The organism is Stenotrophomonas sp. CASM110 (genome assembly GCF_049384345.1).
Classification (GTDB): domain Bacteria; phylum Pseudomonadota; class Gammaproteobacteria; order Xanthomonadales; family Xanthomonadaceae; genus Stenotrophomonas; species Stenotrophomonas muris.
The window spans coordinates 25,950-45,275 of sequence record NZ_JBMRGI010000002.1 but is presented as its reverse complement, the minus strand read 5'-3'; the positions used below and the strand labels follow the sequence as shown (position 1 = coordinate 45,275).

Annotated in this window: 19 protein-coding genes and 1 tRNA gene; 8 read left to right on the top strand and 12 right to left on the bottom strand. The window is 60.1% G+C overall.

What is annotated here, in order from left to right; translation table 11 throughout:
• Positions 1-148: 148 nt before the first annotated feature.
• The 4 genes from cyoD to cyoA are packed head-to-tail and all read right to left on the bottom strand — an operon-like array spanning position 149 to position 4,165.
• On the bottom strand, positions 149-490 hold the full coding sequence (gene cyoD, locus VG561_RS01580) for a cytochrome o ubiquinol oxidase subunit IV (RefSeq protein ID WP_005415725.1): 342 nt from the start codon (positions 488-490) through the stop codon (positions 149-151).
• A complete protein-coding gene (gene cyoC / locus VG561_RS01575) occupies positions 490-1,128 on the bottom strand; it encodes a cytochrome o ubiquinol oxidase subunit III (RefSeq protein WP_014646393.1) in 639 nt (212 codons plus the stop codon). The genes cyoD and cyoC overlap by 1 nt, the downstream gene beginning before the upstream one ends.
• Positions 1,125-3,122, bottom strand: coding sequence for a cytochrome o ubiquinol oxidase subunit I (cyoB, locus tag VG561_RS01570; protein ID WP_032956371.1), 1,998 nt, complete (start codon positions 3,120-3,122; stop codon positions 1,125-1,127). Before cyoB ends, cyoC begins: the two co-directional genes overlap by 4 nt.
• A 2-nt stretch (positions 3,123-3,124) precedes the next feature.
• Entirely contained in the window at positions 3,125-4,165 is a 1,041-nt protein-coding gene (gene cyoA, locus VG561_RS01565; RefSeq protein ID WP_014646391.1) for a ubiquinol oxidase subunit II, read from the bottom strand.
• Between the two features lie 355 nt (positions 4,166-4,520).
• Between cyoA and VG561_RS01560 the strand changes: the two genes are divergently transcribed.
• Positions 4,521-5,156 (top strand): GyrI-like domain-containing protein, encoded by a 636-nt coding sequence (locus VG561_RS01560; protein ID WP_423179311.1) that lies wholly within the window; start codon positions 4,521-4,523, stop codon positions 5,154-5,156.
• Positions 5,157-5,169: 13 nt separating this feature from the next.
• Positions 5,170-5,505 carry a hypothetical protein gene (locus VG561_RS01555; RefSeq protein WP_111205798.1) on the top strand — a complete coding sequence of 112 codons (336 nt, stop codon included), beginning with the start codon at positions 5,170-5,172 and terminating at the stop codon, positions 5,503-5,505.
• A gap of 144 nt (positions 5,506-5,649) precedes the next feature.
• On the opposite strand, the gene VG561_RS01550 is transcribed toward VG561_RS01555, so the two are convergent.
• Positions 5,650-6,057 (bottom strand): hypothetical protein, encoded by a 408-nt coding sequence (locus VG561_RS01550; protein WP_423179310.1) that lies wholly within the window; start codon positions 6,055-6,057, stop codon positions 5,650-5,652.
• A 298-nt stretch (positions 6,058-6,355) separates the two neighbouring features.
• Between VG561_RS01550 and VG561_RS01545 the strand changes: the two genes are divergently transcribed.
• A complete protein-coding gene (locus VG561_RS01545) occupies positions 6,356-7,735 on the top strand; it encodes a tyrosine-type recombinase/integrase (protein ID WP_423179309.1) in 1,380 nt (459 codons plus the stop codon).
• On the opposite strand, the gene VG561_RS01540 is transcribed toward VG561_RS01545, so the two are convergent.
• Positions 7,693-8,133 (bottom strand): hypothetical protein, encoded by a 441-nt coding sequence (locus tag VG561_RS01540; RefSeq protein WP_423179308.1) that lies wholly within the window; start codon positions 8,131-8,133, stop codon positions 7,693-7,695. The two genes, VG561_RS01545 and VG561_RS01540, sit on opposite strands and share 43 nt — an antisense overlap.
• Before the next feature lie 25 nt (positions 8,134-8,158).
• A complete protein-coding gene (locus tag VG561_RS01535) occupies positions 8,159-8,854 on the bottom strand; it encodes a S1 family peptidase (RefSeq protein WP_423179307.1) in 696 nt (231 codons plus the stop codon).
• A gap of 77 nt (positions 8,855-8,931) precedes the next feature.
• Between VG561_RS01535 and VG561_RS01530 the strand changes: the two genes are divergently transcribed.
• A complete protein-coding gene (locus VG561_RS01530) occupies positions 8,932-9,483 on the top strand; it encodes a hypothetical protein (protein WP_423179306.1) in 552 nt (183 codons plus the stop codon).
• Positions 9,484-10,025: 542 nt separating this feature from the next.
• On the top strand, positions 10,026-10,259 hold the full coding sequence (locus VG561_RS01525; protein WP_423179305.1) for a hypothetical protein: 234 nt from the start codon (positions 10,026-10,028) through the stop codon (positions 10,257-10,259).
• Between the two features lie 59 nt (positions 10,260-10,318).
• Here VG561_RS01525 and drt2 read toward each other — a convergent pair whose 3' ends face one another.
• On the bottom strand, positions 10,319-11,590 hold the full coding sequence (drt2, locus tag VG561_RS01520; RefSeq protein WP_423179304.1) for an antiviral reverse transcriptase Drt2: 1,272 nt from the start codon (positions 11,588-11,590) through the stop codon (positions 10,319-10,321).
• A 424-nt stretch (positions 11,591-12,014) separates the two neighbouring features.
• Between drt2 and VG561_RS01515 the strand changes: the two genes are divergently transcribed.
• From VG561_RS01515 to VG561_RS01505, 3 genes are all read left to right on the top strand, one after another.
• Positions 12,015-12,713 (top strand): recombinase family protein, encoded by a 699-nt coding sequence (locus VG561_RS01515; RefSeq protein WP_423179303.1) that lies wholly within the window; start codon positions 12,015-12,017, stop codon positions 12,711-12,713.
• Positions 12,714-13,575: 862 nt separating this feature from the next.
• A complete protein-coding gene (locus tag VG561_RS01510) occupies positions 13,576-14,361 on the top strand; it encodes a hypothetical protein (RefSeq protein ID WP_423179302.1) in 786 nt (261 codons plus the stop codon).
• A gap of 1,611 nt (positions 14,362-15,972) precedes the next feature.
• Positions 15,973-16,461, top strand: coding sequence for a hypothetical protein (locus tag VG561_RS01505; protein WP_423179301.1), 489 nt, complete (start codon positions 15,973-15,975; stop codon positions 16,459-16,461).
• Positions 16,462-16,789: 328 nt separating this feature from the next.
• Here VG561_RS01505 and VG561_RS01500 read toward each other — a convergent pair whose 3' ends face one another.
• The 4 genes from VG561_RS01500 to VG561_RS01485 all read right to left on the bottom strand — a co-directional run bounded on the left by VG561_RS01500 (position 16,790) and on the right by VG561_RS01485 (position 19,308).
• Complete coding sequence (locus VG561_RS01500; protein ID WP_423179300.1) at positions 16,790-17,026, bottom strand: ArsR family transcriptional regulator; 237 nt, start codon at positions 17,024-17,026, stop codon at positions 16,790-16,792.
• 871 nt (positions 17,027-17,897) lie between these two features.
• A tRNA-Thr gene (locus tag VG561_RS01495) sits at positions 17,898-17,973 on the bottom strand.
• Positions 17,974-18,008: 35 nt separating this feature from the next.
• Complete coding sequence (locus tag VG561_RS01490; RefSeq protein WP_069117429.1) at positions 18,009-18,251, bottom strand: hypothetical protein; 243 nt, start codon at positions 18,249-18,251, stop codon at positions 18,009-18,011.
• Positions 18,252-18,303: 52 nt separating this feature from the next.
• The gene (locus VG561_RS01485; RefSeq protein WP_262093240.1) at positions 18,304-19,308 is read right to left on the bottom strand and encodes a 2-hydroxyacid dehydrogenase; all 1,005 of its coding nucleotides are present in this window, start codon (positions 19,306-19,308) and stop codon (positions 18,304-18,306) included.
• Between the last annotated feature and the right edge of the window lie 18 nt (positions 19,309-19,326).

Sequence of the window (19,326 nt, the reverse complement as noted above, 5' to 3'; positions counted from 1 at the left end):
CCTGGTAGAGCCGGCCGCTGGCCGGCTTCGCGTAATTGCCGGCCAGCGGCCGGCACTACCAGCCTGGTGGGTGCACGAAACGCGCAACCACAGCAAACAGAAAGGCCGCCCGAGGGCGGCCTTTCTGCGTGGCAACGTCGCGAGGACGTCAGTGCATCATGTGCACGTTCATGTTGTGCATGACCCACAGGGTGCCGATCACGATGATGCCGATCACCACAACGGTGAAGGCCGCAGCGTTGACGTTCCAGCGGCTTTCCGAAGAGCGGTCCAGGTGCAGGAAGAACACCAGGTGGACCAGCATCTGCAGCACCGCGGTGACCGCGATCACCACACCGTTGACGGTGCGCGAGAAATCACCCGACATCACCATCCAGAACGGGATGACGGTCAGCACCACCGCCAGCACGAAGCCGATCAGGTACGACTTCACGCTGCCGTGGCTTTCGCCGCCGGTGCCGTGGTCGTGTGCGTGGTTGTCATGTGCCATTACAGCGCTCCATTGAGGTAGACGACGGAGAACACGCCGATCCAGATCAGGTCCAGGAAGTGCCAGAACAGGCTCAGGCACGCCATGCGGGTCTTGTTGGTCGGGGTCAGGCCGTACTTCTTCAGCTGCACGAACATCACCAGCAGCCACAGCAGGCCGGCGCTGACGTGCAGGCCATGGGTGCCGACCAGGGCGAAGAACGCCGACAGGAAGGCACTGCGGTCCGGACCGTAGCCCTGATGGATCAGGTGCTGGAACTCATAGACTTCCATGCACATGAAGCCGAAGCCCAGCAGCCAGGTAACCGCCAGCCACAGGAACATCTGGCCAACCTGCTTGCGGTGCATGGCGATCATGCCCAGGCCGAAGGTCAGCGACGAGGTCAGCAGCAGCGCGGTTTCCCACGCCACGAACGGCAGTTCGAACAGGTCCTTCGCGGTCGGGCCACCATCGGTACCGCCTGCCAGCACCACGTAGGTGGCGAACAGCGAGGCGAAGATGAGGCAGTCGCTCATCAGGTACACCCAGAAACCGAAGACGGTGTTGCCGCCGGTGTCGTGGTGCTCGTGGTCGTCATGGCCATGGGCCGCCGCGTGCGCGGCGTGCCCGTGGCTCAGGGTCGAGGTATTGGTGCTCATGCCTTCAGCTCCGACTTCACCAGGCCCTGGGCTTCCAGGTGCTTGCGGTGTTCGTTCTCGATGCGTTCCACCTCGGCGGCCGGGACCCAGTAGTCCACGTCCTGGTCGAAGGTGCGGTAGATGAACGTGGCGATCATGCCGACGAAGCCGACGATGGCCAGCCACCAGATGTGCCAGATCATCGCGAAGCCGAACACCAGGCTGAAGGCACCGATGACAACGCCCGTGCCGGTGTTGCGCGGCATGTGGATGTCGGTGTACTTGGCCGGCTTCGGCCAGGCTTCACCGCGCTGCTTGCGCTCCCAGAAATCGTCCAGCTCGGTGACTTCCGGCAGCGTGCCGAAGTTGTAGAAGGCCGGCGGCGAAGAGGTTTCCCACTCCAGCGTACGGGCATCCCACGGGTCGCCGGTCAGGTCGACGGTCTTCTTGCGGTCGCGGATCGAGACGGCCACCTGGATGATCTGGCACAGGATGCCGGCGCCAACGATGAAGGCACCTGCGGCGGCGATCAGCAGCAGCGGCTCATAGGCCGGGTTGACCGTGCTCTGCAGGCGACGGGTCATGCCCATGAAGCCCAGCACGTACATCGGCATGAAGGTCACGTAGAAGCCGATGAACCAGCACCAGAACGCGCACTTGCCCCAGAACTCATTGAGGCGGAAGCCGAACATCTTCGGCCACCAGTAGGTGATGCCGGCGAACATGCCGAACACCACGCCGCCGATGATGACGTTGTGGAAGTGGGCGATCAGGAACAGGCTGTTGTGCAGCACGAAGTCGATGGCCGGGATCGCCAGCATCACGCCGGTCATGCCGCCGATGACGAAGGTGACCATGAAGCCGATGGTCCACAGCACCGGGGTGGTGAAGTGCACGCGGCCGCGGAACATGGTGAACAGCCAGTTGAAGATCTTCACGCCGGTCGGGATCGAGATGATCATCGTCGTGATGCCGAAGAAGGCATTGACGTTGGCACCGGAGCCCATGGTGAAGAAGTGGTGCAGCCACACGATGAACGACAGCACGCCGATGCAGGCGGTGGCGTAGACCATGCCCTTGTAGCCGAACAGCGCCTTGCGCGAGAAGGTCGCGATGACTTCGGAGAACACACCGAACGCCGGCAGGACCAGGATGTACACCTCCGGGTGACCCCAGATCCAGATCAGGTTGATGTACAGCATGGCGTTGCCGCCACCGTCATTGGTGAAGAAGTGCGTACCCAGGTAACGGTCCAGGGTCAGCAGCACCAGGGTGATGGTCAGCACCGGGAAGGCAGCGACGATCAGCACGTTGGTCACCAGGGCGGTCCAGGTGAACACCGGCATCTGCATCAGCTTCATGCTGGGGGTACGCATCTTCAGGATGGTGATGAAGAAGTTGATACCGCTCAGCGTGGTACCCAGGCCTGCGACCTGTAGACCCCAGATGTAGTAGTCCATGCCGACGCTTGGACTGTATTCGATGCCCGACAGTGGCGGGAATGCCAGCCAGCCGGTGGCAGCGAACTCACCGATCCACAGCGACAGCATGATCAGCACCGCACCGGACACGAACAGCCAGAAGCTGAGCGAGTTGACGAACGGGAACGCGACGTCGCGCGCACCGATCTGCAGCGGCACGGCCAGGTTCATCAGGCCGGTGATCAGCGGCATCGCCACGAAGAAGATCATGATCACGCCGTGGGCGGTGAAGATCTGGTCGTAGTGGTGCGGCGGCAGGTAGCCCTCGGAGCCACCGACGGCGATGGCCTGCTGGGTACGCATCATGATGGCGTCGGAGAAACCGCGCAGCAGCATGACGAAGGCGACGATGAGGTACATCACGCCGATCTTCTTGTGATCCACCGAGGTGAACCACTCCTTCCACAGATAGCCCCACAGCTTGAACTTGGTGATCAGGGCGACGACGCCCAGGCCACCAAGAACCGCGCCGATCAACGTCGTCAGGACGATCGGATCGTGGGGGATCGACTCAAGAGAGAGTTTTCCCAACATGTTCATTCTCCCGAACCCGCGTGGCCGGCATGGCCTGCGTGTTCGTGTTCGTTGGCATCCAGGTTTTCACCCGATTCCTTGGAATCATGCGCATCACTGGGGGCATGGCCCTCGTGCGCTTCATGGGTGGCGGCATCGGCAGCGGCGGCACCGGCATGCGAGTGCTTCATGCCGTAATGCTTGTTGTCGCCCATGTGCTTGGCGATGACCCAGTCGAACAGGCCTTCTTCGGTCTTGCCGAAGTAGGTGACCGGATACCACTCGGCGTTGCGTGCTTCACCCAGCGCCTTGAACGAGGCCTTGTCCAGGGTCTGCTCACCGGCGCGGACCTGGTCCAGCCACTGGCGGTATTCTGCATCGGTGACCGAGTAGGCGGTGAAGTGCATCTTGGCGAAGCCCGCGCCGCTGTAGTGCGAGGACATGCCCGGGAATTCGCCGGTCTCGTTGGCGATCAGGTGGAGCTTGGTCTCCATCGCAGCCATCGAGTAGATCATGCTGCCCAGGTGCGGGATGAAGAACGCATTCATCACCGAATCGGACGTGATCTTGAAGTTCAGCGGCGTGTTGACCGGGAACTTGATTTCGTTGACGACCGCCACCTTCTCTTCCGGATAGATGAACAGCCACTTCCAGTCCAGCGAGATCGCCTCGATGGTGACCGGCTTGACGTCCGAATCCAGCGGACGATACGGGTCCAGTGCGTGCGACGAACGCCAGGTCAGGACCGCCAGCACCAGCACGATCATGCAGGGAATGGACCACACCACCACCTCGATCGCCGTCGAGTGGGACCACTTCGGCTCGTAACGGGCCTTGGTGTTGGAGGCGCGATACTTCCACGCGAACGTCAGGGTCATGATGATGACCGGGATGACGACCAGCAGCATGAGCACGGTGGCCGTGATCAGCAGGGTCTTCTCATCCTGGCCGATCTGGCCCTTCGGACTGAGGATGGCCACCGCATCGCAACCGGTGAGCATCACCAGCAACGACAGCAGCAGGCCCGGGCGCAACCAGCGCCCAAGGGTTTTCAACGGAATCATCGGTCGATCCAATTGCGAGGGAATGCCGTTCCCCGTCCCTGCCTGTTCCGGCCAAAAGCCGGTCCCACCGGTCCGGAAGACAGGCAGGGAGGTGGGGTCGAGTCAGCCTTTCAATTTTAGGCCGTCACCCATCATTTAAGAAAGGCATTGACATTGATCGAGCGCAGGAAAGGACCGATTCTGGCTGCGACACGTTGTCGCACCGCGCAGGTGTGACGGGCGCATGACCCAGGACTGCGTCGCGGCCCCGCGCGCTCGTGGGGCCATTCGCCCTCGTTCGGCAAAGTCACCTGAACCGGTTCAGCGTACTGGCGGGTGCCTGGCGTGGGATGCTCTGCACAGGAGGAAGCCCCCGATGGACAAGATCGACTTCAAGAAGCGCGACCGGGCGCTCTATCAACCGCCCGCCGGCAGGTTCGTACCGGTCGATGTGCCGCCCCTGCCCTACGTGATGGTCGATGGTCGCGGCGACCCGAACACGGCCCCCGCCTACCTGCAGGCCGTGCAGTGGCTGTATTCGGTGAGCTATGCATTGAAGTTCGCGCTGAAGGCCGAAGGGCGCGACTACGTGGTGCCACCGCTGGAGGCGCTGTGGAGCGCCGAGGACCCGGCCAGCTTCATCGCGCGACGCAAGGATGAGTGGGCCTGGACCGTAATGATCCGCACGCCCGAGGGCATCGGCCCTACGCAGTGGCAGGCCGCGATCAGCAAGGCGCGCACGAAGCTGGGGGATGCGCCGCCCAGCCTCCGCCATGAAATCCTTGCCGAGGGCCCCAGCCTGCAGACCTTGCACGTGGGCGCCTACGACGACGAAGGCCCCGTCCTGGCGCATCTGCATGACGAAGTGATGCCCGCACTGGGTTACACCTTCGCCGGCCCCCATCACGAGATCTACCTGAGCGACCCGCGCAGGACCGACGCGGCGCGGTTGAAAACCGTGCTGCGGCAGCCGGTGCGGCCGATCGGGCCTGATGAGGATTCCGGCACATGACACAAGGAATGCCATGCACCTGATCAACCGACTGCTGCACTGGACCACCCTGCCCGCCGGGCGCCGCCTGATGGCCGTGCTGGGTGCCGCGCTGGTGATCGTGCTGGCCTGCAATCCGGATCTGCTGCCGTTGTTGCCGGTGGTGGATGCGCTGGGGCTGGACGTGCTGATGCTGCTGCTGGGTGCGCAGGTGGTGGCGGTCCTGCCTTGGGTGCGGGAGCGGGCCGGGCGCGGAATCAGAGTGCTCGCACGCCTGCTGATCGGTGCATCGGCGGGAGCAGCGGGTGGCTATCTTCGGCAGCTGGCGTGGTGGCTGGCACAGGATGCGGTGGTCGCTGGACGCAAATGAAGGCGCGTTTCGATCGGTGACGTTGCCGACCAACCCTGTTCCTTGGGCAGAAACAGAAAGCCCCCGCGAGGGCCGGGGGGTTCTGTTGATGGACCTGCTCGCCTTACGTGGAGCGCGCCTAGAACGCGGTCGGACCGATCTGAATCACGCCATCATGGGCCAACGCGAGACGGATCTTGGTTCTGCTACCCGCCGTGACCATTTGGGAAATCTCTCGCCTATGCGCCGATTCATCCCCCCACGAACAGAGACCTTTGCCTGCGAAACTTGCGCTGAAATGCGATTCCCGGCGGGAACAGGCAGCGAGACAGACTCTCCCCGCTGCAGATGGGCTGCCAGGGTGCCGTCGATATACAGTGCAAGCGGGCACGCCCCACCAACCGCGCCAACGTCGCGCGTAACAATTACCTGTCCGGAAGCAGTGTCACCGATCCCATTGAAGGCGAAAACCCGCTCGGCGGGCACCGGTTGCGCCTGTTCGGAGCTGATCTGGCGGGTTGCACAGCCGGCAAGAACGACGCACGCAATCAGACTCAGCACGATCTTCTTCATGAGATCCGCCGTTTATTGAAACTGTGTTGCCCGGTCCAGCGCCGCAAGCAATACACCTTGGCAATGTTAGCCCCGACCAAGCAGGTACATGCCCGCGGTTCCATCGGACGCTGGCGCGGGCCCTGGGCCGGCGCCAGCACAGCCCAAACAAAAAGCCCCGACCAAAGGCCGGGGCTTTTCATTGCAACTGGTGCCGGAAACAGGAGCCGTTAAGACATGTTCGGCAAAGCGTTGATGCTACTGGCACAAGGCTTTCCGCTGTACCCTTTGTGCCCGCACTCTGTACCCGCACCACACAATGTCCCTCCCCTCCGGCATCAAGCGCCGTGGCAACACCTACTCCGCTCGTTATGTGCTTCCTCGCTCAGTGCAACGTATCGCAGGCAGACACGACCTAGTGCAGGCGTTGGGCACCAGCTCCCTCAGCGATGCCGTAGAACTGGCTGGACCGATCATTGCGGGATGGAAAGCTTGGGCAGTCGCCGTGGGCAAGGGAGACATGCGGCACGAGCCTGAGGTCTACGTCAGACGTGCCGAGGTTGCCCACCGGTTGATCCGAGATGGCATCGATCAATGGTCACCGGAGCTGATCGTGGAGCGTGCGCGCGAGGTATTCGCCATGCAGCAGGCTGGAGCGATCACAGCCAACGACGTGGAAGCCCAGGTCGGCCGCGACGTGGAGAGGTATATCGTGCAGCAGCAAGATGCAGGCGCACAGGTCGATGTCGAGGGCGTGAGACGCGCCCACAGGGCCGCGCTGGGACAACTCGGGGTCACCGTGGCCGACAGCCTAGAGACCTACCTACATGAGCGCGCAGGAGACCTCACAGCACAGTCCCTGGCTGAGACCGAGAAGCGTTGCCGCGTGTTCGTAAACTGGGTAGGGAGCAACGTCGAGATGGCGACCGTGACCCGTGTCACTGCCGGACAGTTCGTAGCGAAGGTGATTCAACCCCGTCCAGTGTCTAGGGTGACAAAGACGAAGGAGGTATCCGCCTGCCGGGGCTGGTTCCAGTGGGCAATGCTGCGAGGCGAAGTTGATGCCAACCCCTTCGACCGCATGCAGGCGACGCTGAAGAAGTCAAAACGCGGGCAAGAGGCTCCTCGCAGGGCATGGACTGAGGGGGAACTGCTGGTGGTGCTGAGGGGGCTGAAGGATGACCGAAGGGAACCCCTGCTGTACCCGCTGACGCTGCTTGCCCTCTACACCGGCATGCGGTTGAACGAGGTGTGCGCTCTGACGGTTGCCGACTACGACGCCGAAGCCGAGGTAATCCACGTCCGCGAAGGTAAGTCTGCCGCTGCGGTACGCGTGGTCCCGGTGCATCCTGCGATTCGGGAGCTGCTAGTCGAGCTGACGGCGAACACTGGCGACGGCTTCCTGCTGCCCGGCCTTGTGCCCGGAGGCCCTGACCGCAAACGAGGACACGGGATCGGGAAGACATGGGGCCGACGTATCCGCTCACTCGGGATCACAGACCGTCGCCTCGTGTTCCACGGTCTGCGAGCCACGTTCATTACCGCCGCCCTGAACGCTGGTGCCCCCAAGGAAGTCGTGCAGCAGGTGGCGGGCCATGAACGCGAGGGCGTTACAATGAACAGCTACGCCCGCGTGCTAAGCTTGGACCTGTGCCGTCAGGCGGTCGGAGGGGTGAGCTTCGGCGACCTTTCGAGGTGAACACCAGCGATCCGCGTGAATCCAAACCGCGTATACCATCGCCTTAGCGCCGCCTCTCCATCGTCAGGCACTGCCCAGCCGGGCACACCCACGCCGATCAATTCGGGCTGCGTTGTGATGCGAACCTGGAGTTCGTCCGCAAGGGCGCAGAGGGCGGACATGATTTCGCTCCCCGCCCCTGAGCCAGGTTGAAAGGCGCTTATGTGATAGAGCTGCGCTAGGTCCGGGTCCATGCCTTCATTCCAGGCGCAGCCGACGAGACCCAGTGGCATACCTTCATGGTTCTGGAAGACGAGCGGATAGACCTTGCGAAAGGGCCTCTGCATGCCCACGAACAACGGCACACGACCTGAGTGGACCGCGTAGAGCTGCGCACAGAAGGTCTCTGCTGGATTCATCGGGTGTGCTTCCGGTAGCGGCGGTCTAATGGCTGGTGTCTGAGGGAGGATTAGCGGCCATCCGCTCAATAATCGTCAGAGCGTGTTTGATGCCATACGCACGGAGGAAGCCCGAGTTCACCTCGACATACATTCCGGTGTCGTTGCCGTCCTTATCCTTCACCGGTTCGTGGTACAGCTTGAAGCCTGAAATGACACCAGCCACCCGAAAGACCTTCGGTTTATCAAGCGGCGAGAACACGACGGGACCCCCGGAGAACCCAAGGTTTGACCACACGTCCACCAACAGTTCCTGCGGATCACGCATACCAAGATTGGAGGCGGTCCCCCGCTTCACCAGTGGACAAGGAAAGCCATTCATGTGCATGCCCACGTCTTCATACATTTGGTCAGGGAAACCCAGGATGAACACGTCCTGCCCTAACGTCATGTTCGCGACCGTAGGCTCCAAGTCCATTCCCTGAGGCGACAAGCGCTGGCGGACCCTTAGCACCGCGATATCAGCCTCCCCCCGACCGAAATCCAGTTGCAGAATGTCGAGCTTGGTCAGCCCGTTGTTTACGTGGACTGAGACCTCATGCTCCGCTGCCTCTGTGTCGAACAGGTGCCGAGCTGTCACGAGGTATTCGATACCGTCCACCTCCAAGGTGAACGCGGTGCCGTAGCTGGCGGCTTTGATGAAGAAGGTGCGACATAGGACGTTGGTGGGTGGCGCGATCATTTGAGTTCCCTTTCAATGACAGGCGTATCGTATTGCCCTGTTCCCCACCCCAGCAACCGCCCCACGAGGACACCTCCGTGGCGAAGAAGACCCCCGAACAGATCGCAGACGAAGAGGAGCGCACCTCCTCCCTTGGCCTCCTGAGGTACGCCCACGACTACCAACGTGCCGCCGATATGGTGAAGCAGCAGGACGACCGGTCCGTGGTCCCGTACATGCTCATTGCTCAATCGCTGGAGCTGGGCCTGAAGGCATTTCTAAGGAGCCGTGGAGCCACCTTGGATGCCCTCCTAAAGCTGAACCACGATCTCCCCCGAATCCATGAAAGGGCGATGGAGATGCGCCTCGACCGTCTCTGGCCGAGTGCTGCGAACCTGCTGCCGACAGTGCAGCTATTGGAGGCGGCGAACCAACGGCAAGCCTTGCGCTACATCGTCAACGGCACTAAGACTTACCCGGACTGGACTGTGGTCAACCGGTATGCACAGGGGATGATCGCCGCACTGATTGAGCATTGCCTGCGCGACAAGTTCGGAGGCAAGGCCGGGGCAGCAGAGGTCAACAGGAACCGAGGCGCAGGTAACGTGTTCCCCAAGCCGGTCCCGAGAAAGACTTGGGGTGGACTTTAGGCTGACGTCTGGTGCACTTCAGGCGGCGCGCTAATGCGTCGTTGGTGGGCTTGGGGCGGACCCTGGCGTGGAACCAGGCGCGGTTTTCATTGCAATTTCCCGAAGGGGCATAGATAGATCAACTGGCGGCTTTACCCCCGTCGGGGTGCCCGCATGCAGGCGTTTCGTCTTCCCGGCGCAGCGGCTACGGTTGCACCGGGGGAGGACGCTTGATGACGACCTCGTGTCCAGCCTGAGGGCAAGACGGGGTGCCACTGCCGTGATCTTCAGCACCCAAGGGACGAAATAGGACAGTCTGTCCAATCAAAGTGTGGTCTGTGCGCGGGTGCGTGAGCTGGTACATACCGACCACCTGTCCGTGCTCTGAGCTCATCGGCGCTGCGAATCAGGAACTTAGCAGGCGAGGTATTGGCAGTCGCAGCGCGGGCAATGACGCCATACTCCGCCCCAGGCATCGCACTTTGATATCGTGGGCAGGCCTTCCAAACGCGCTTGTTGCGCACCAGCGTCAACCTCACTCAACTGAGTTCAAATGAACGCACATGAAAAGTAAGCACCTTCGACGGAGGCCTTCAAAGGGACCTGCCGAAATTGATAGCTCAGCAGCAGCGCGTCTGCACACTCAGGCGCGCTCACAGCTCATTGACGAAGCTATCCTTGAACAGTTGAACGCCACAAAAAAAATCGCGGAAGGAAGGCGAGGTGCGCTCAATGTCTTCTTTGGCGCTTCGGCCGCCGCCGCCGTTCTGATTTTCATCTCATGGCTTAAGCATTGAGCAAGCGCTACAGCGAAGGATCGCCCTCAACAGATCAAGAGCAGTTCGATAGCAGCTCACTAGTCCTTCACGAGCTTTGCAAAGCGCCGACCATGCCGACGTAGCTGACGCTTGATCGCCTCTGATCCAGTAGCTTTCACTGCACGCTTTACATAGGTCGTGAAGTTGCGCTCTCCAGGCTTTACATTCTCCGTGTACCTATGGATCAACACTTTCCTTCGCTGGTAGAAGATGGGAGTCTGACCGTCGTACTTCTTAGAATTCCGGAAGGACTTCACACCCCGCCTCATGCGCGCATTGAAACGAGCGATCCCAGCCGAGCGAAGCGTGATCTGCGCGCCATCGAAAAGAAGCCCCAAATACTGAAGGGGCTTACTAGAGGTTGGAGCAAAGGTACATTCAAGCGTTTTGGATTCCTGGAGCTTGAGCTTAAGCGCGCTCAGTTCAGTGGCGACCAAACCCTTGACCGTAGAAACATGTTCTGTTGGAACCACCACCAAGATGTCGTCACAGTAGCGTCGATAGAAGCCCCCGACAGCCTTGGTCTCAGCGAGCATTCGCTGATCGAAAGGCATCATGTAAATATTTGAAAGCAGCGCACTGATAGGGGAGCCTTGCGGAACACCAGCTTTCGCGGGATTGACCGATATCAATCCACCGGCTCGTATCTTTTCCCTGAATTCTTCGGGACTGCAAATCCTTTCAATGCGACGCTTTTTCATCGCTGTCCGGCTGATACCTAGCTCCAGACGAGCCCTATCAAGGCGTACAGATGCGTGTCGCGTCAACGACTTGTAGACGGCGTAGTGATCCGGGGGGAGCGCACTGGTCGAAAGAAGGCTGGCCCAGGACTGCTTCAGGGTCCCATGATCGAGCGAACCAAAGAAATCCTCTACATCGAAGCCAAGCGCAGTACATGGACGATTCTCTGCGATCCAATGGAACGCCTGCTGCGCCAAATCGATGTTCGATTTGCCTAGCGCCCTGAATGCAATCACTGCTTCCGCGAGCTCCGAGTCGCCTATGCGCTCTTCGTACAGCTGCGAAAGAATGAAGTTGTAATAGGCATAGATCGCCGAGTCAGCATGCGACGCATACTTGATCGGTCTGATCTTATGTTTCTTTACAGGCTCCCCCGTTGTCGCATCACGCTTGATGCGAAGTCGCACGATATCCTGCTGCAAAAAGGGCAAGAAAGCATGCTTACGAACCGCCTCTGGACTTTCGACCAGCGCCTTGCAAGCCTTCGTGGTCAGTCGTCGGTCGAAATGGATGTAACTTCTCGAGAGCAGCGCCGCTTGCAGGGCTGTCGTAGGCTTCAAGATCTTCACATTCACTGGCTTCCTAGCCTCTACAGGAAGGGGGAGGCTGCGGCGACCTTTCCCCCCCCTGTTAAATACAGGCCCTCTCGCGAGGTGCCTTACCCACCTCGGCTGATCCGAAGCTTGGCCGCATACGTGAAGATCAATTCGTCGCATAGTCCTGGAGGAACTCGTGATGACCATCGTTGTCGAAGTAACATCGAGCCTGATAGCCGCCGCGCTCCGGTGGTCACTGGCTGCGCTTTGCAGACATTGGCCGGACGTGCTAACTGTGACCCCGCTCTCAATTTCGAGCGGGCACGACTTTTTTATCACATTCCATTAACGGCAATCAATAGTCGATGACACCCCTCCGCGCAGGAAGCATTGGGCTCAAATCGGCTCGAGGAAGTGTATCCTGTCCCCTAACGAACGTTAGTGACTTTGATACATCATGCCTGTCACCCCCCGCTTTATCGCCTACTACCGCGTGTCCACTCGCTCTCAGGCCGCATCCGGCCTTGGCCTTGAGGCACAGCGCACGGCGTGTGAGGCACTTTCTGCGCAGCGCGGTGGCGTGATCGTTGAGACGTACACCGAAACCGAGTCCGGCAAGCACAACACCCGCCCTGAGCTACTGAAGGCGCTGCGCCTGTGTTCGCTCACTGGAGCGACATTGCTCATTGCCAAGCTGGACCGGCTTAGTCGAAACGCAGCCTTCCTGCTCACACTGCGTGACTCTGGCGCACGATTCATTGCCGCCGACATGCCCGATGCCTGTGAGCTGACGGTCGGCATCCTTGCACTGGTCGCGGAACAGGAACGGGTAGCCATCTCAAACCGCACCAAAGCCGCCCTACAGGTCGCCAAGGCGCGTGGCCAAGTGCTGGGCAACCCCAATGGTGCCGAAGCACTAAGGCGCGCCGGGAAGGGCAATGCTGCGGCTATGAAGGCAGTGCAGAGCAAGGCGAACGCGTTCGCGCGAAGACTTGAAGACACCGTAAGGGAACTTCAGAACACCGGCGTCACCACGTTGGGCGGCATCGTGTCCTCCCTCAACAGTCGGGGGATTCTGACACCTAGAGGCGCTGAGTGGACCCGTGCGGGTGTTTCGAGATTGCTAAAGAGGCTGGAAGGCCAAGCCCCAGGTTGAACCCCATACCTACGCGTCCGAAGCGGGCACGAAGCCGCCGCGTGGCAGGCAAAGGTGGCGTGCGACGGTCACTGCCTGGGACCACAGGCAGCAACGGCTCGGCTGAAGGGTGTTGATGCGTTTGGCCGCGAACGGGCCGCTGAGCGTGTACAGGGCCGAGTAGAGCAGCTTCAGCTCAAAACACGTTGCCTGCAAGATCACCGACGTTCAATTCGCCCGGACCCTTGTAAGCGGGAAGCATTTTTTAGCCGAAGTTTTAGCACCACATCGCGCCGTCAACATGAGGTCAAACCTCGCACGTTACATCTACCTACCTCCGGTAGCGCCCAGAACACTCTCACCGCCTCCATATCCTTGCTATGGACTATAGGCACCGCTGGACCGAGGTCTGAGCCTACCCTCGGAGAGATAGAAGGGACGAGCGAGCTTTGCTTAATAGTGTTCGACCAATGACCAAGCAACCACCACATCAGCCAGGGCAGGCCGTGCGCTACTGAAGACGACCACCCGCTCTCGAAGAGCTATCCCTCAAAGTCAAGCTGCTAAAGCAGCATTTCTTTCCAATCTCCCGATGAGCAAGGCGAGCATTGGTTCTGCCCTCTCCTGCCCTGCCCTACTTAAGAGATGCCAGCTCCTTAGGTGTATACGCATAAGCATCCCTCTCCCTCCGACGGAACGGACCAGCCCCTTAGGTGTATACGCATAACAACACCTCTTCCTCCGACAGAACGGACCAGCCCCGTAGGTGTATACGCATAAGCGTTCACTGATCGGGTGACCACTCTTGCCGGCCCAACCCGGCCACACCCAGGACTACTTCATGCCGCCTGCGCCCAACCTGCGTGGAGCTTCCGCGCGCCCAATGTTCACCGACGAAACCCCGTACGGCCCCAGAATGCGGAACGGGCGCTTCTATCCACCGTCCACCACGGAGATAGTCGAACACACCGCTGCAGCCCTACGCCAGCTGCACAAGGAGAAGAGCCTGGCCTTCGAGGCCGCAAGCGCCTCCCTGAAGAAGGGCCGGAAGCTTCCTCCTGACGCCCCTCGCAAGCGCGCACCCAAGAAGCCGCGACTTCCTGTGGATCTATCCACAATCGACCCAATGGACTACCGAATGCGCCTTAAGGCAGAGGGATTCGTCACTGCATCGGGTGTCCGCTACTTCATGGCCCTTCTCAAGATGCAAGGCGAAGGCACACAGGTGACCATCCCCGCATCCACCAACCTCCCCGCACATGCCATGCTGGAGAAGGTAGGCCAGCTCTCTCGGGCCGCTGGTTGGAATCCCGGCCTCCACCTATCCTGCTGCCCTGTAACACTGGGCCTGGTCGTGCGATGGCAGCGCCCCAGCGAACCGCCCCCTCCCCCCTACTCGTCGCGATTCGGTCTGGACCGACTCGCAGGCTGCGGGGAGTTCATGGACGTTCCCGTCACCATGTTCCCCAGCGGTATGAAGCGCTCCGTGCAGGTCCGTGCGGTCTACCTAGACCATTCGGTCAGCCGCCGTAGTGTGAAGCGCGCCAAGCACCCACAGATCGACATACTTCCAGACGATCCCTGCCGCCCAGGCGTCCTGACTGCCGTTCTGAAGGCCGCCGACCACGACCTCCTAGTGAATCGACGGAGCCTCAAACCACATGCCTAAGCGCCCCCGCTAAGAACCTTCTATGAGCCTCGCTGGGCCTCGGATAGACGCCGAGCTAAGAGTAGAGGCATTCGACCACGCAAACGTTCCGATGCGCCCGGATACGCTTGAATGATAGCGAGGACGACCGACCCCGTTGCGAGGAGACAGCGTCGATCCCACCGCCAATCAGTACCGATCCAAACGGGATATATCAATGACAGGCCAGCAAGATGCACCGACGCTTATTGGCTTCACTCCAGAAACGCTGTCTAATTAGCTCCAAATGGAGCCCTAAGGATGACCGATGTTTGGATGGTTCAGGAAGAAGCCAACCACCACTGATCTCAGCAGGAGTGAGTTGGCAAGGCATGCCAATCAGTACTTGACCCTAGCGATGATGGGAAGCCCTGACTTGTACTTCAAGCAGATCTCTCAAAGTCCAATCGCAATGGGGTACGTATGGGGAGTTCACGATGCTTACGCACAACGTTTAGGGATGGAACCAGGCCAAGCCCCCAGTTGCGCCCCTCACTTCCTACTCAGCTACACCGCTCTTTTTGGTCGAAGCGCTACCGATATGTACTTCAAGTCGGCGTTTGATCTAGACAATGACATCCACCACAGCGCTGGTGCACAGCTGGGCGGAGAGGACGTCTTTGATTTCCTCGATAAAGGGAAGAACTTCAGTAGGCTTCTGAGCGTTCTTCGATAGCCTTCATCAAGCGAAAAACGACCACATCAGCAACGCAGCCACGCACATCCTACGTGCTAATTGGCACGTAGGTGCTTCAGCGGGGACAGTGCCGGTAGCCGTCAGCGCTATTGGTGCCGAGATAGACAGCGCGGAGGAAATGGGCTGCAGAGAATTTGCGCAATACCTAGCGCCAAAGCTACCCATTGACGTTCTACAGGCGGCCTGCAATGCTTCCAACTGCACCCCGCTGGTGTACCGAAGGGGATCGTAAACCACTGATTTTTAAGCGATGTGGAAGCATCATGCCGGAAACACAAGGCCGCTCCCCGCGCAGCACTCACGCGGTCCCGTCGCCGCTATGGAACTGGAAGTGATCGTCAAGCCTGGACAACATGGACAAGTGGTAGCTAGCACCGTCATTGCCCATAGTTCGAGACAACTGGTGGGTGCCGCAGAGTTGGTCATGCATGTCCCCGAGGAAGCAGTAGGCCTCGCGATAGCCCGCCTGCGGTTGCTCGGCGAATGTCTCGCGAACTGCTCCATCTCAGAAATGGCTCCTCGCAAACCTGTTCAGGACTACGACTTCGCTCTACCGTACTAGTTCGACGCCGCGATTCAATCGAACCGGCACGTCAAGAACTAAGGGGGCCCGACCGAACCCGGCAGACCGCTTTTCCGGCGCTCCCAGCGTTTGGCATAGCCGCGTACGCCTGTCCTTCATCACCTTGAAATTCCAGGAGCCCTCCCGCTCACCCAGTCCAGCTCGACAGCCATACGTATGCGCTTTCCAGAAATGATGGATACCCGCTCAAGATGACATTGAGCGACCAGGGGATCGGGCAGCATTGCATTTCGGATGATCCCGGTGGTTGGGCGATGATAGAATTCACGCATCTGAACAGCCCCGTAGCTGTTGACATTCAAACAAGGAAGTCATGAGTACAAAAGCAATCGCTTTATTGATCCTCGGGGCATGCGCGGGCGCGGCGGCCACTTATCTCATTTCACAATCGTCAATTGCTGAAGCCGAGGCAGGCTTGAAAGAGGCTCGCGGCTACCAGCAAGAGTTTGCGAGAGAGAATGGCAAGATCTCGGCAAGGAACTCCGAGATCGAGAGAAGGCTGGCTATTCTTGAGAAAAGCACTTATGACCGCCAAGGGATTCGGAGTTGCATACTGAATGCTACGATTCTTAGCAGCGCCGTAGACGCCTATCGCCTCGGGAAGCCACTGTCGGACGTCGAGAGGGGAATGATAGACAGGTACATGCCCAGTGCAATGGTTGCAGTTCAGGGAAAAAGCATGCAGTCGGCGCTCTTCATCCTCTTGGATGAGCAGAGGAAGGTGAGCGAGGAATGCCTGGATGGAGCCAGGATTAGTGCAGATCCGACTGGGAAGTTTTCGGCCCAACCTCCAGTGCAATAGAGATCGTCTAAGCGATATTTGTTGAACGCTTTACTTCCAATGCGCACCGCCATAACGGACCAATTGGAGAGTTGCCTAATAGGCGCTGCCACCGCGATGCCATCCGCTCCCGCCCCATCGCAGACCTATTCGGCGTAGTTCCGATGCCGACTTAGCCCTAATCAGCGCCCTCGCCCTAGATTCACTTGAAGGCAAGCGAGCACGGCACTTCAACTTGTGTGCACTGGAACCCGCTACCGCGATTCTCATCGCCCGTTGTAGGCGGAGAAATAGAAGGAGGGGCGTAATCTAAGACTCAACATTACGCCCCAATGCCTTGCAGACCACCTCAACCAGATAGCTTGGAACTCCTCGGCACCTCGCCGCCCCTATCTGTCTTTTTCTCGTCATCACACGGCACCAAGTCCCGCAGACTAGTCATGAATGACCGACCTAGTGGGCTTAGTCGAGTCAACCTGATCCTACCGTCGTGCGGTGCCAAGAAGACTTCAACCAACCCCAACTCCCGAAGTATGCGTAGGGATCTACTAATGGTGCTTTGGGCAACAGGGACAGCCCTGCTCATCTGCTTCTCGATACTACGCGCAGACAATCCCGCCGCATCTACGCGCCACAGCGCCATAAGGAAGTAAATCTGGCGTAGCGTGGTGTCAGGGCCCATCAGATCAGAGAGACGCCGTATCGGAACTTCCAGCAAATGCGATTGACGTGAGACCGGCCCATAGGACGCGTCATTGGCTACGACAGCGTCGCGCTGCGCTTTAGAGGGGCGCGGTGACCTCATCTGCGCTCGCCCCTGCCAGTCGTTCCAGAGCGCGTCCGGAGGTCCACTATAAGCCTGGCCCGAAAGGGAAGACCGATCATGAGGTATAGGCCGTATGCCGTCTTCCCTGCTTCGATCCTGGCAATTTCGCCAGGAAGCAACCTTTCTAGTGCAACTTTTAGCATTGCGTCAGTCCGATTGTGGGCAGATCAGAACTAAAGCACAGCCCCGCAGATATCGAAAATCCAAACTATCGCCAATCATCGATGCGGTTCGATTGACGGATGCAGTTGAGACCGACACTGATGCCGTTGCTGGCAACGCGCCCACTCCTCGCAACTCGCCCGCCATCAGGTGACCTATCGATCTCTCGCAGGTCGTGTGGTGGAGTCAATCGCCAACGAGGTCGTCCTCGCCTAGCTCCCATCGCGAGCGTCGCAGGTACGCCTCGCTAGGCCAACGCTTGGGCAGAACTTGATCCACTCGACCGCACAGCGTATCCAGCAGGGAAGTCAGAATCGAGGGATCGAACAGCCCGAGGAGAATCCGCGCAACAAGCAGCGAAGTGACCAGAAATCGGCTTCTCAGGATCGTACCGTTGTGCTTCCCACTGTACCCCACACGTGTACCGCAGGGGATCGTAAATCGCTGATTTGTAAGCGATAGGGAAGCATGGTGCCGGAAACAGGAGTCGAACCTGCGACCTACGCATTACGAATGCGCCGCTCTACCAACTGAGCTATTCCGGCCTAGCAGGGAATTGTAGGGGGTGGCGATCAGCAGGTCAATCGAGGTCAGCCTGCTGGCGCTCCCCCTGCCTGCCCCTGGCGCGGCGGATCGACTGCACCGTCAACACCCCGAAAAACACGCAGAACAACGAAAGCCCGACCAGGGCGACGTCGTGCATGCCGCCCAGCTGTCCGCTGGTGGCCCGGCTCCACAGGTAACGCGTCGCCAGCAGGATGATCAGCAGCGCGACCGCCAGATTGATCCACTTCATGATGGCCCTGAACGTCGTCTGGGTCATGGATGTATTACTCCCTCTGCAGGCATCGTCGGTGGCTTACCTGGCCGCATTATCAGCCAGTACCCACCGCATTGACGCAGGCGCGCCCAGCGGCGAAATCCCGCAGGTTCCCCAACGTGATCGCCGAGATCTCCTGCAGCGCCTCAACGGTAAAGAAGCCCTGGTGGCCGGTCACCAGCACGTTGGGGAAGGTCATCAGGCGTTGGAAGGCCTCGTCGTCGATGATCTCGCCGGAAAGGTCCTGGAAGAACAGCGCGCTTTCCTGCTCGTAGACGTCGATGGCCAGATGACCCAGCCGCCGCGATTTCAGCGCGCGGATCACCGCATGGGTGTCCACAAGCGCGCCGCGTGACGTGTTGACCAGCATCGCGCCGGTCTTCATCCGCGCCAACGAGGCGTCATTGATCAGGTGCTGGGTATCGGGCGTCAACGGGCAATGCAGCGAGACGATGTCGGCCCGCGCCAGCAGTTCATCCAGACCAACCCTGCCTCCCACGCCGGCGAAGGCCGGCGATGGATACGGGTCGTGCCCCAGCACGGTGCAGCCCATGCCCTTGAAGATGCGCGCGGTGGCCAGGCCGATCTTGCCGGTGCCGACGATGCCGACCGTGCGCCCATGCAGGGTGCGCCCGAGCAGGCCATCGAGCATGAAGTTGCCCTCGCGCACGCGGTTGTAGGCGCGATGGGTCTGCCGGTTGAGCGTCATCACCAGCGCCAGCGCGTGCTCGGCCACGGCTTCGGGGGAATAGGCCGGCACCCGTGCGACGAACAGGTCCAGCGCTTTCGCGGCGGCCAGGTCCACATTGTTGAAGCCGGCGCAGCGCAGCAGTACGGCGCGTACGCCCAGTGCATGCAGCGCGTGCAGTACCGGCGCGTCGAGGCGGTCATTGACGAACACGCAGACGGCGGCGCAGTCCTGTGCCAACGCAGCGGTATGCACGTCCAGCGCGGCATCGAAGTACACGAACGCAAAGCCCTGCCCGGTCGCATCGCGCTGGTTGGCCTCGTCCAGGAAGCGACGATCGTAGGGGCGGGCACTGAAAACGGCGATCTGCATGACGGGGCCTGGCGGGAG

Excerpts from the sequence above, each read along its gene's own strand:
- cyoD (WP_005415725.1), bottom strand. The coding sequence starts at position 490 with ATGGCACATGACAACCACGCACACGACCACGGCACCGGCGGCGAAAGC.
- cyoC (WP_014646393.1), bottom strand. The coding sequence starts at position 1,128 with ATGAGCACCAATACCTCGACCCTGAGCCACGGGCACGCCGCGCACGCG.
- cyoB (WP_032956371.1), bottom strand. The coding sequence starts at position 3,122 with ATGTTGGGAAAACTCTCTCTTGAGTCGATCCCCCACGATCCGATCGTC.
- cyoA (WP_014646391.1), bottom strand. The coding sequence starts at position 4,165 with ATGATTCCGTTGAAAACCCTTGGGCGCTGGTTGCGCCCGGGCCTGCTG.
- VG561_RS01560 (WP_423179311.1), top strand. The coding sequence starts at position 4,521 with ATGGACAAGATCGACTTCAAGAAGCGCGACCGGGCGCTCTATCAACCG.
- VG561_RS01555 (WP_111205798.1), top strand. The coding sequence starts at position 5,170 with ATGCACCTGATCAACCGACTGCTGCACTGGACCACCCTGCCCGCCGGG.
- VG561_RS01550 (WP_423179310.1), bottom strand. The coding sequence starts at position 6,057 with ATGAAGAAGATCGTGCTGAGTCTGATTGCGTGCGTCGTTCTTGCCGGC.
- VG561_RS01545 (WP_423179309.1), top strand. The coding sequence starts at position 6,356 with ATGTCCCTCCCCTCCGGCATCAAGCGCCGTGGCAACACCTACTCCGCT.
- VG561_RS01540 (WP_423179308.1), bottom strand. The coding sequence starts at position 8,133 with ATGAATCCAGCAGAGACCTTCTGTGCGCAGCTCTACGCGGTCCACTCA.
- VG561_RS01535 (WP_423179307.1), bottom strand. The coding sequence starts at position 8,854 with ATGATCGCGCCACCCACCAACGTCCTATGTCGCACCTTCTTCATCAAA.
- VG561_RS01525 (WP_423179305.1), top strand. The coding sequence starts at position 10,026 with ATGAAAAGTAAGCACCTTCGACGGAGGCCTTCAAAGGGACCTGCCGAA.
- VG561_RS01515 (WP_423179303.1), top strand. The coding sequence starts at position 12,015 with ATGCCTGTCACCCCCCGCTTTATCGCCTACTACCGCGTGTCCACTCGC.
- VG561_RS01510 (WP_423179302.1), top strand. The coding sequence starts at position 13,576 with ATGTTCACCGACGAAACCCCGTACGGCCCCAGAATGCGGAACGGGCGC.
- VG561_RS01505 (WP_423179301.1), top strand. The coding sequence starts at position 15,973 with ATGAGTACAAAAGCAATCGCTTTATTGATCCTCGGGGCATGCGCGGGC.
- VG561_RS01500 (WP_423179300.1), bottom strand. The coding sequence starts at position 17,026 with ATGAGCAGGGCTGTCCCTGTTGCCCAAAGCACCATTAGTAGATCCCTA.
- VG561_RS01490 (WP_069117429.1), bottom strand. The coding sequence starts at position 18,251 with ATGACCCAGACGACGTTCAGGGCCATCATGAAGTGGATCAATCTGGCG.
- VG561_RS01485 (WP_262093240.1), bottom strand. The coding sequence starts at position 19,308 with ATGCAGATCGCCGTTTTCAGTGCCCGCCCCTACGATCGTCGCTTCCTG.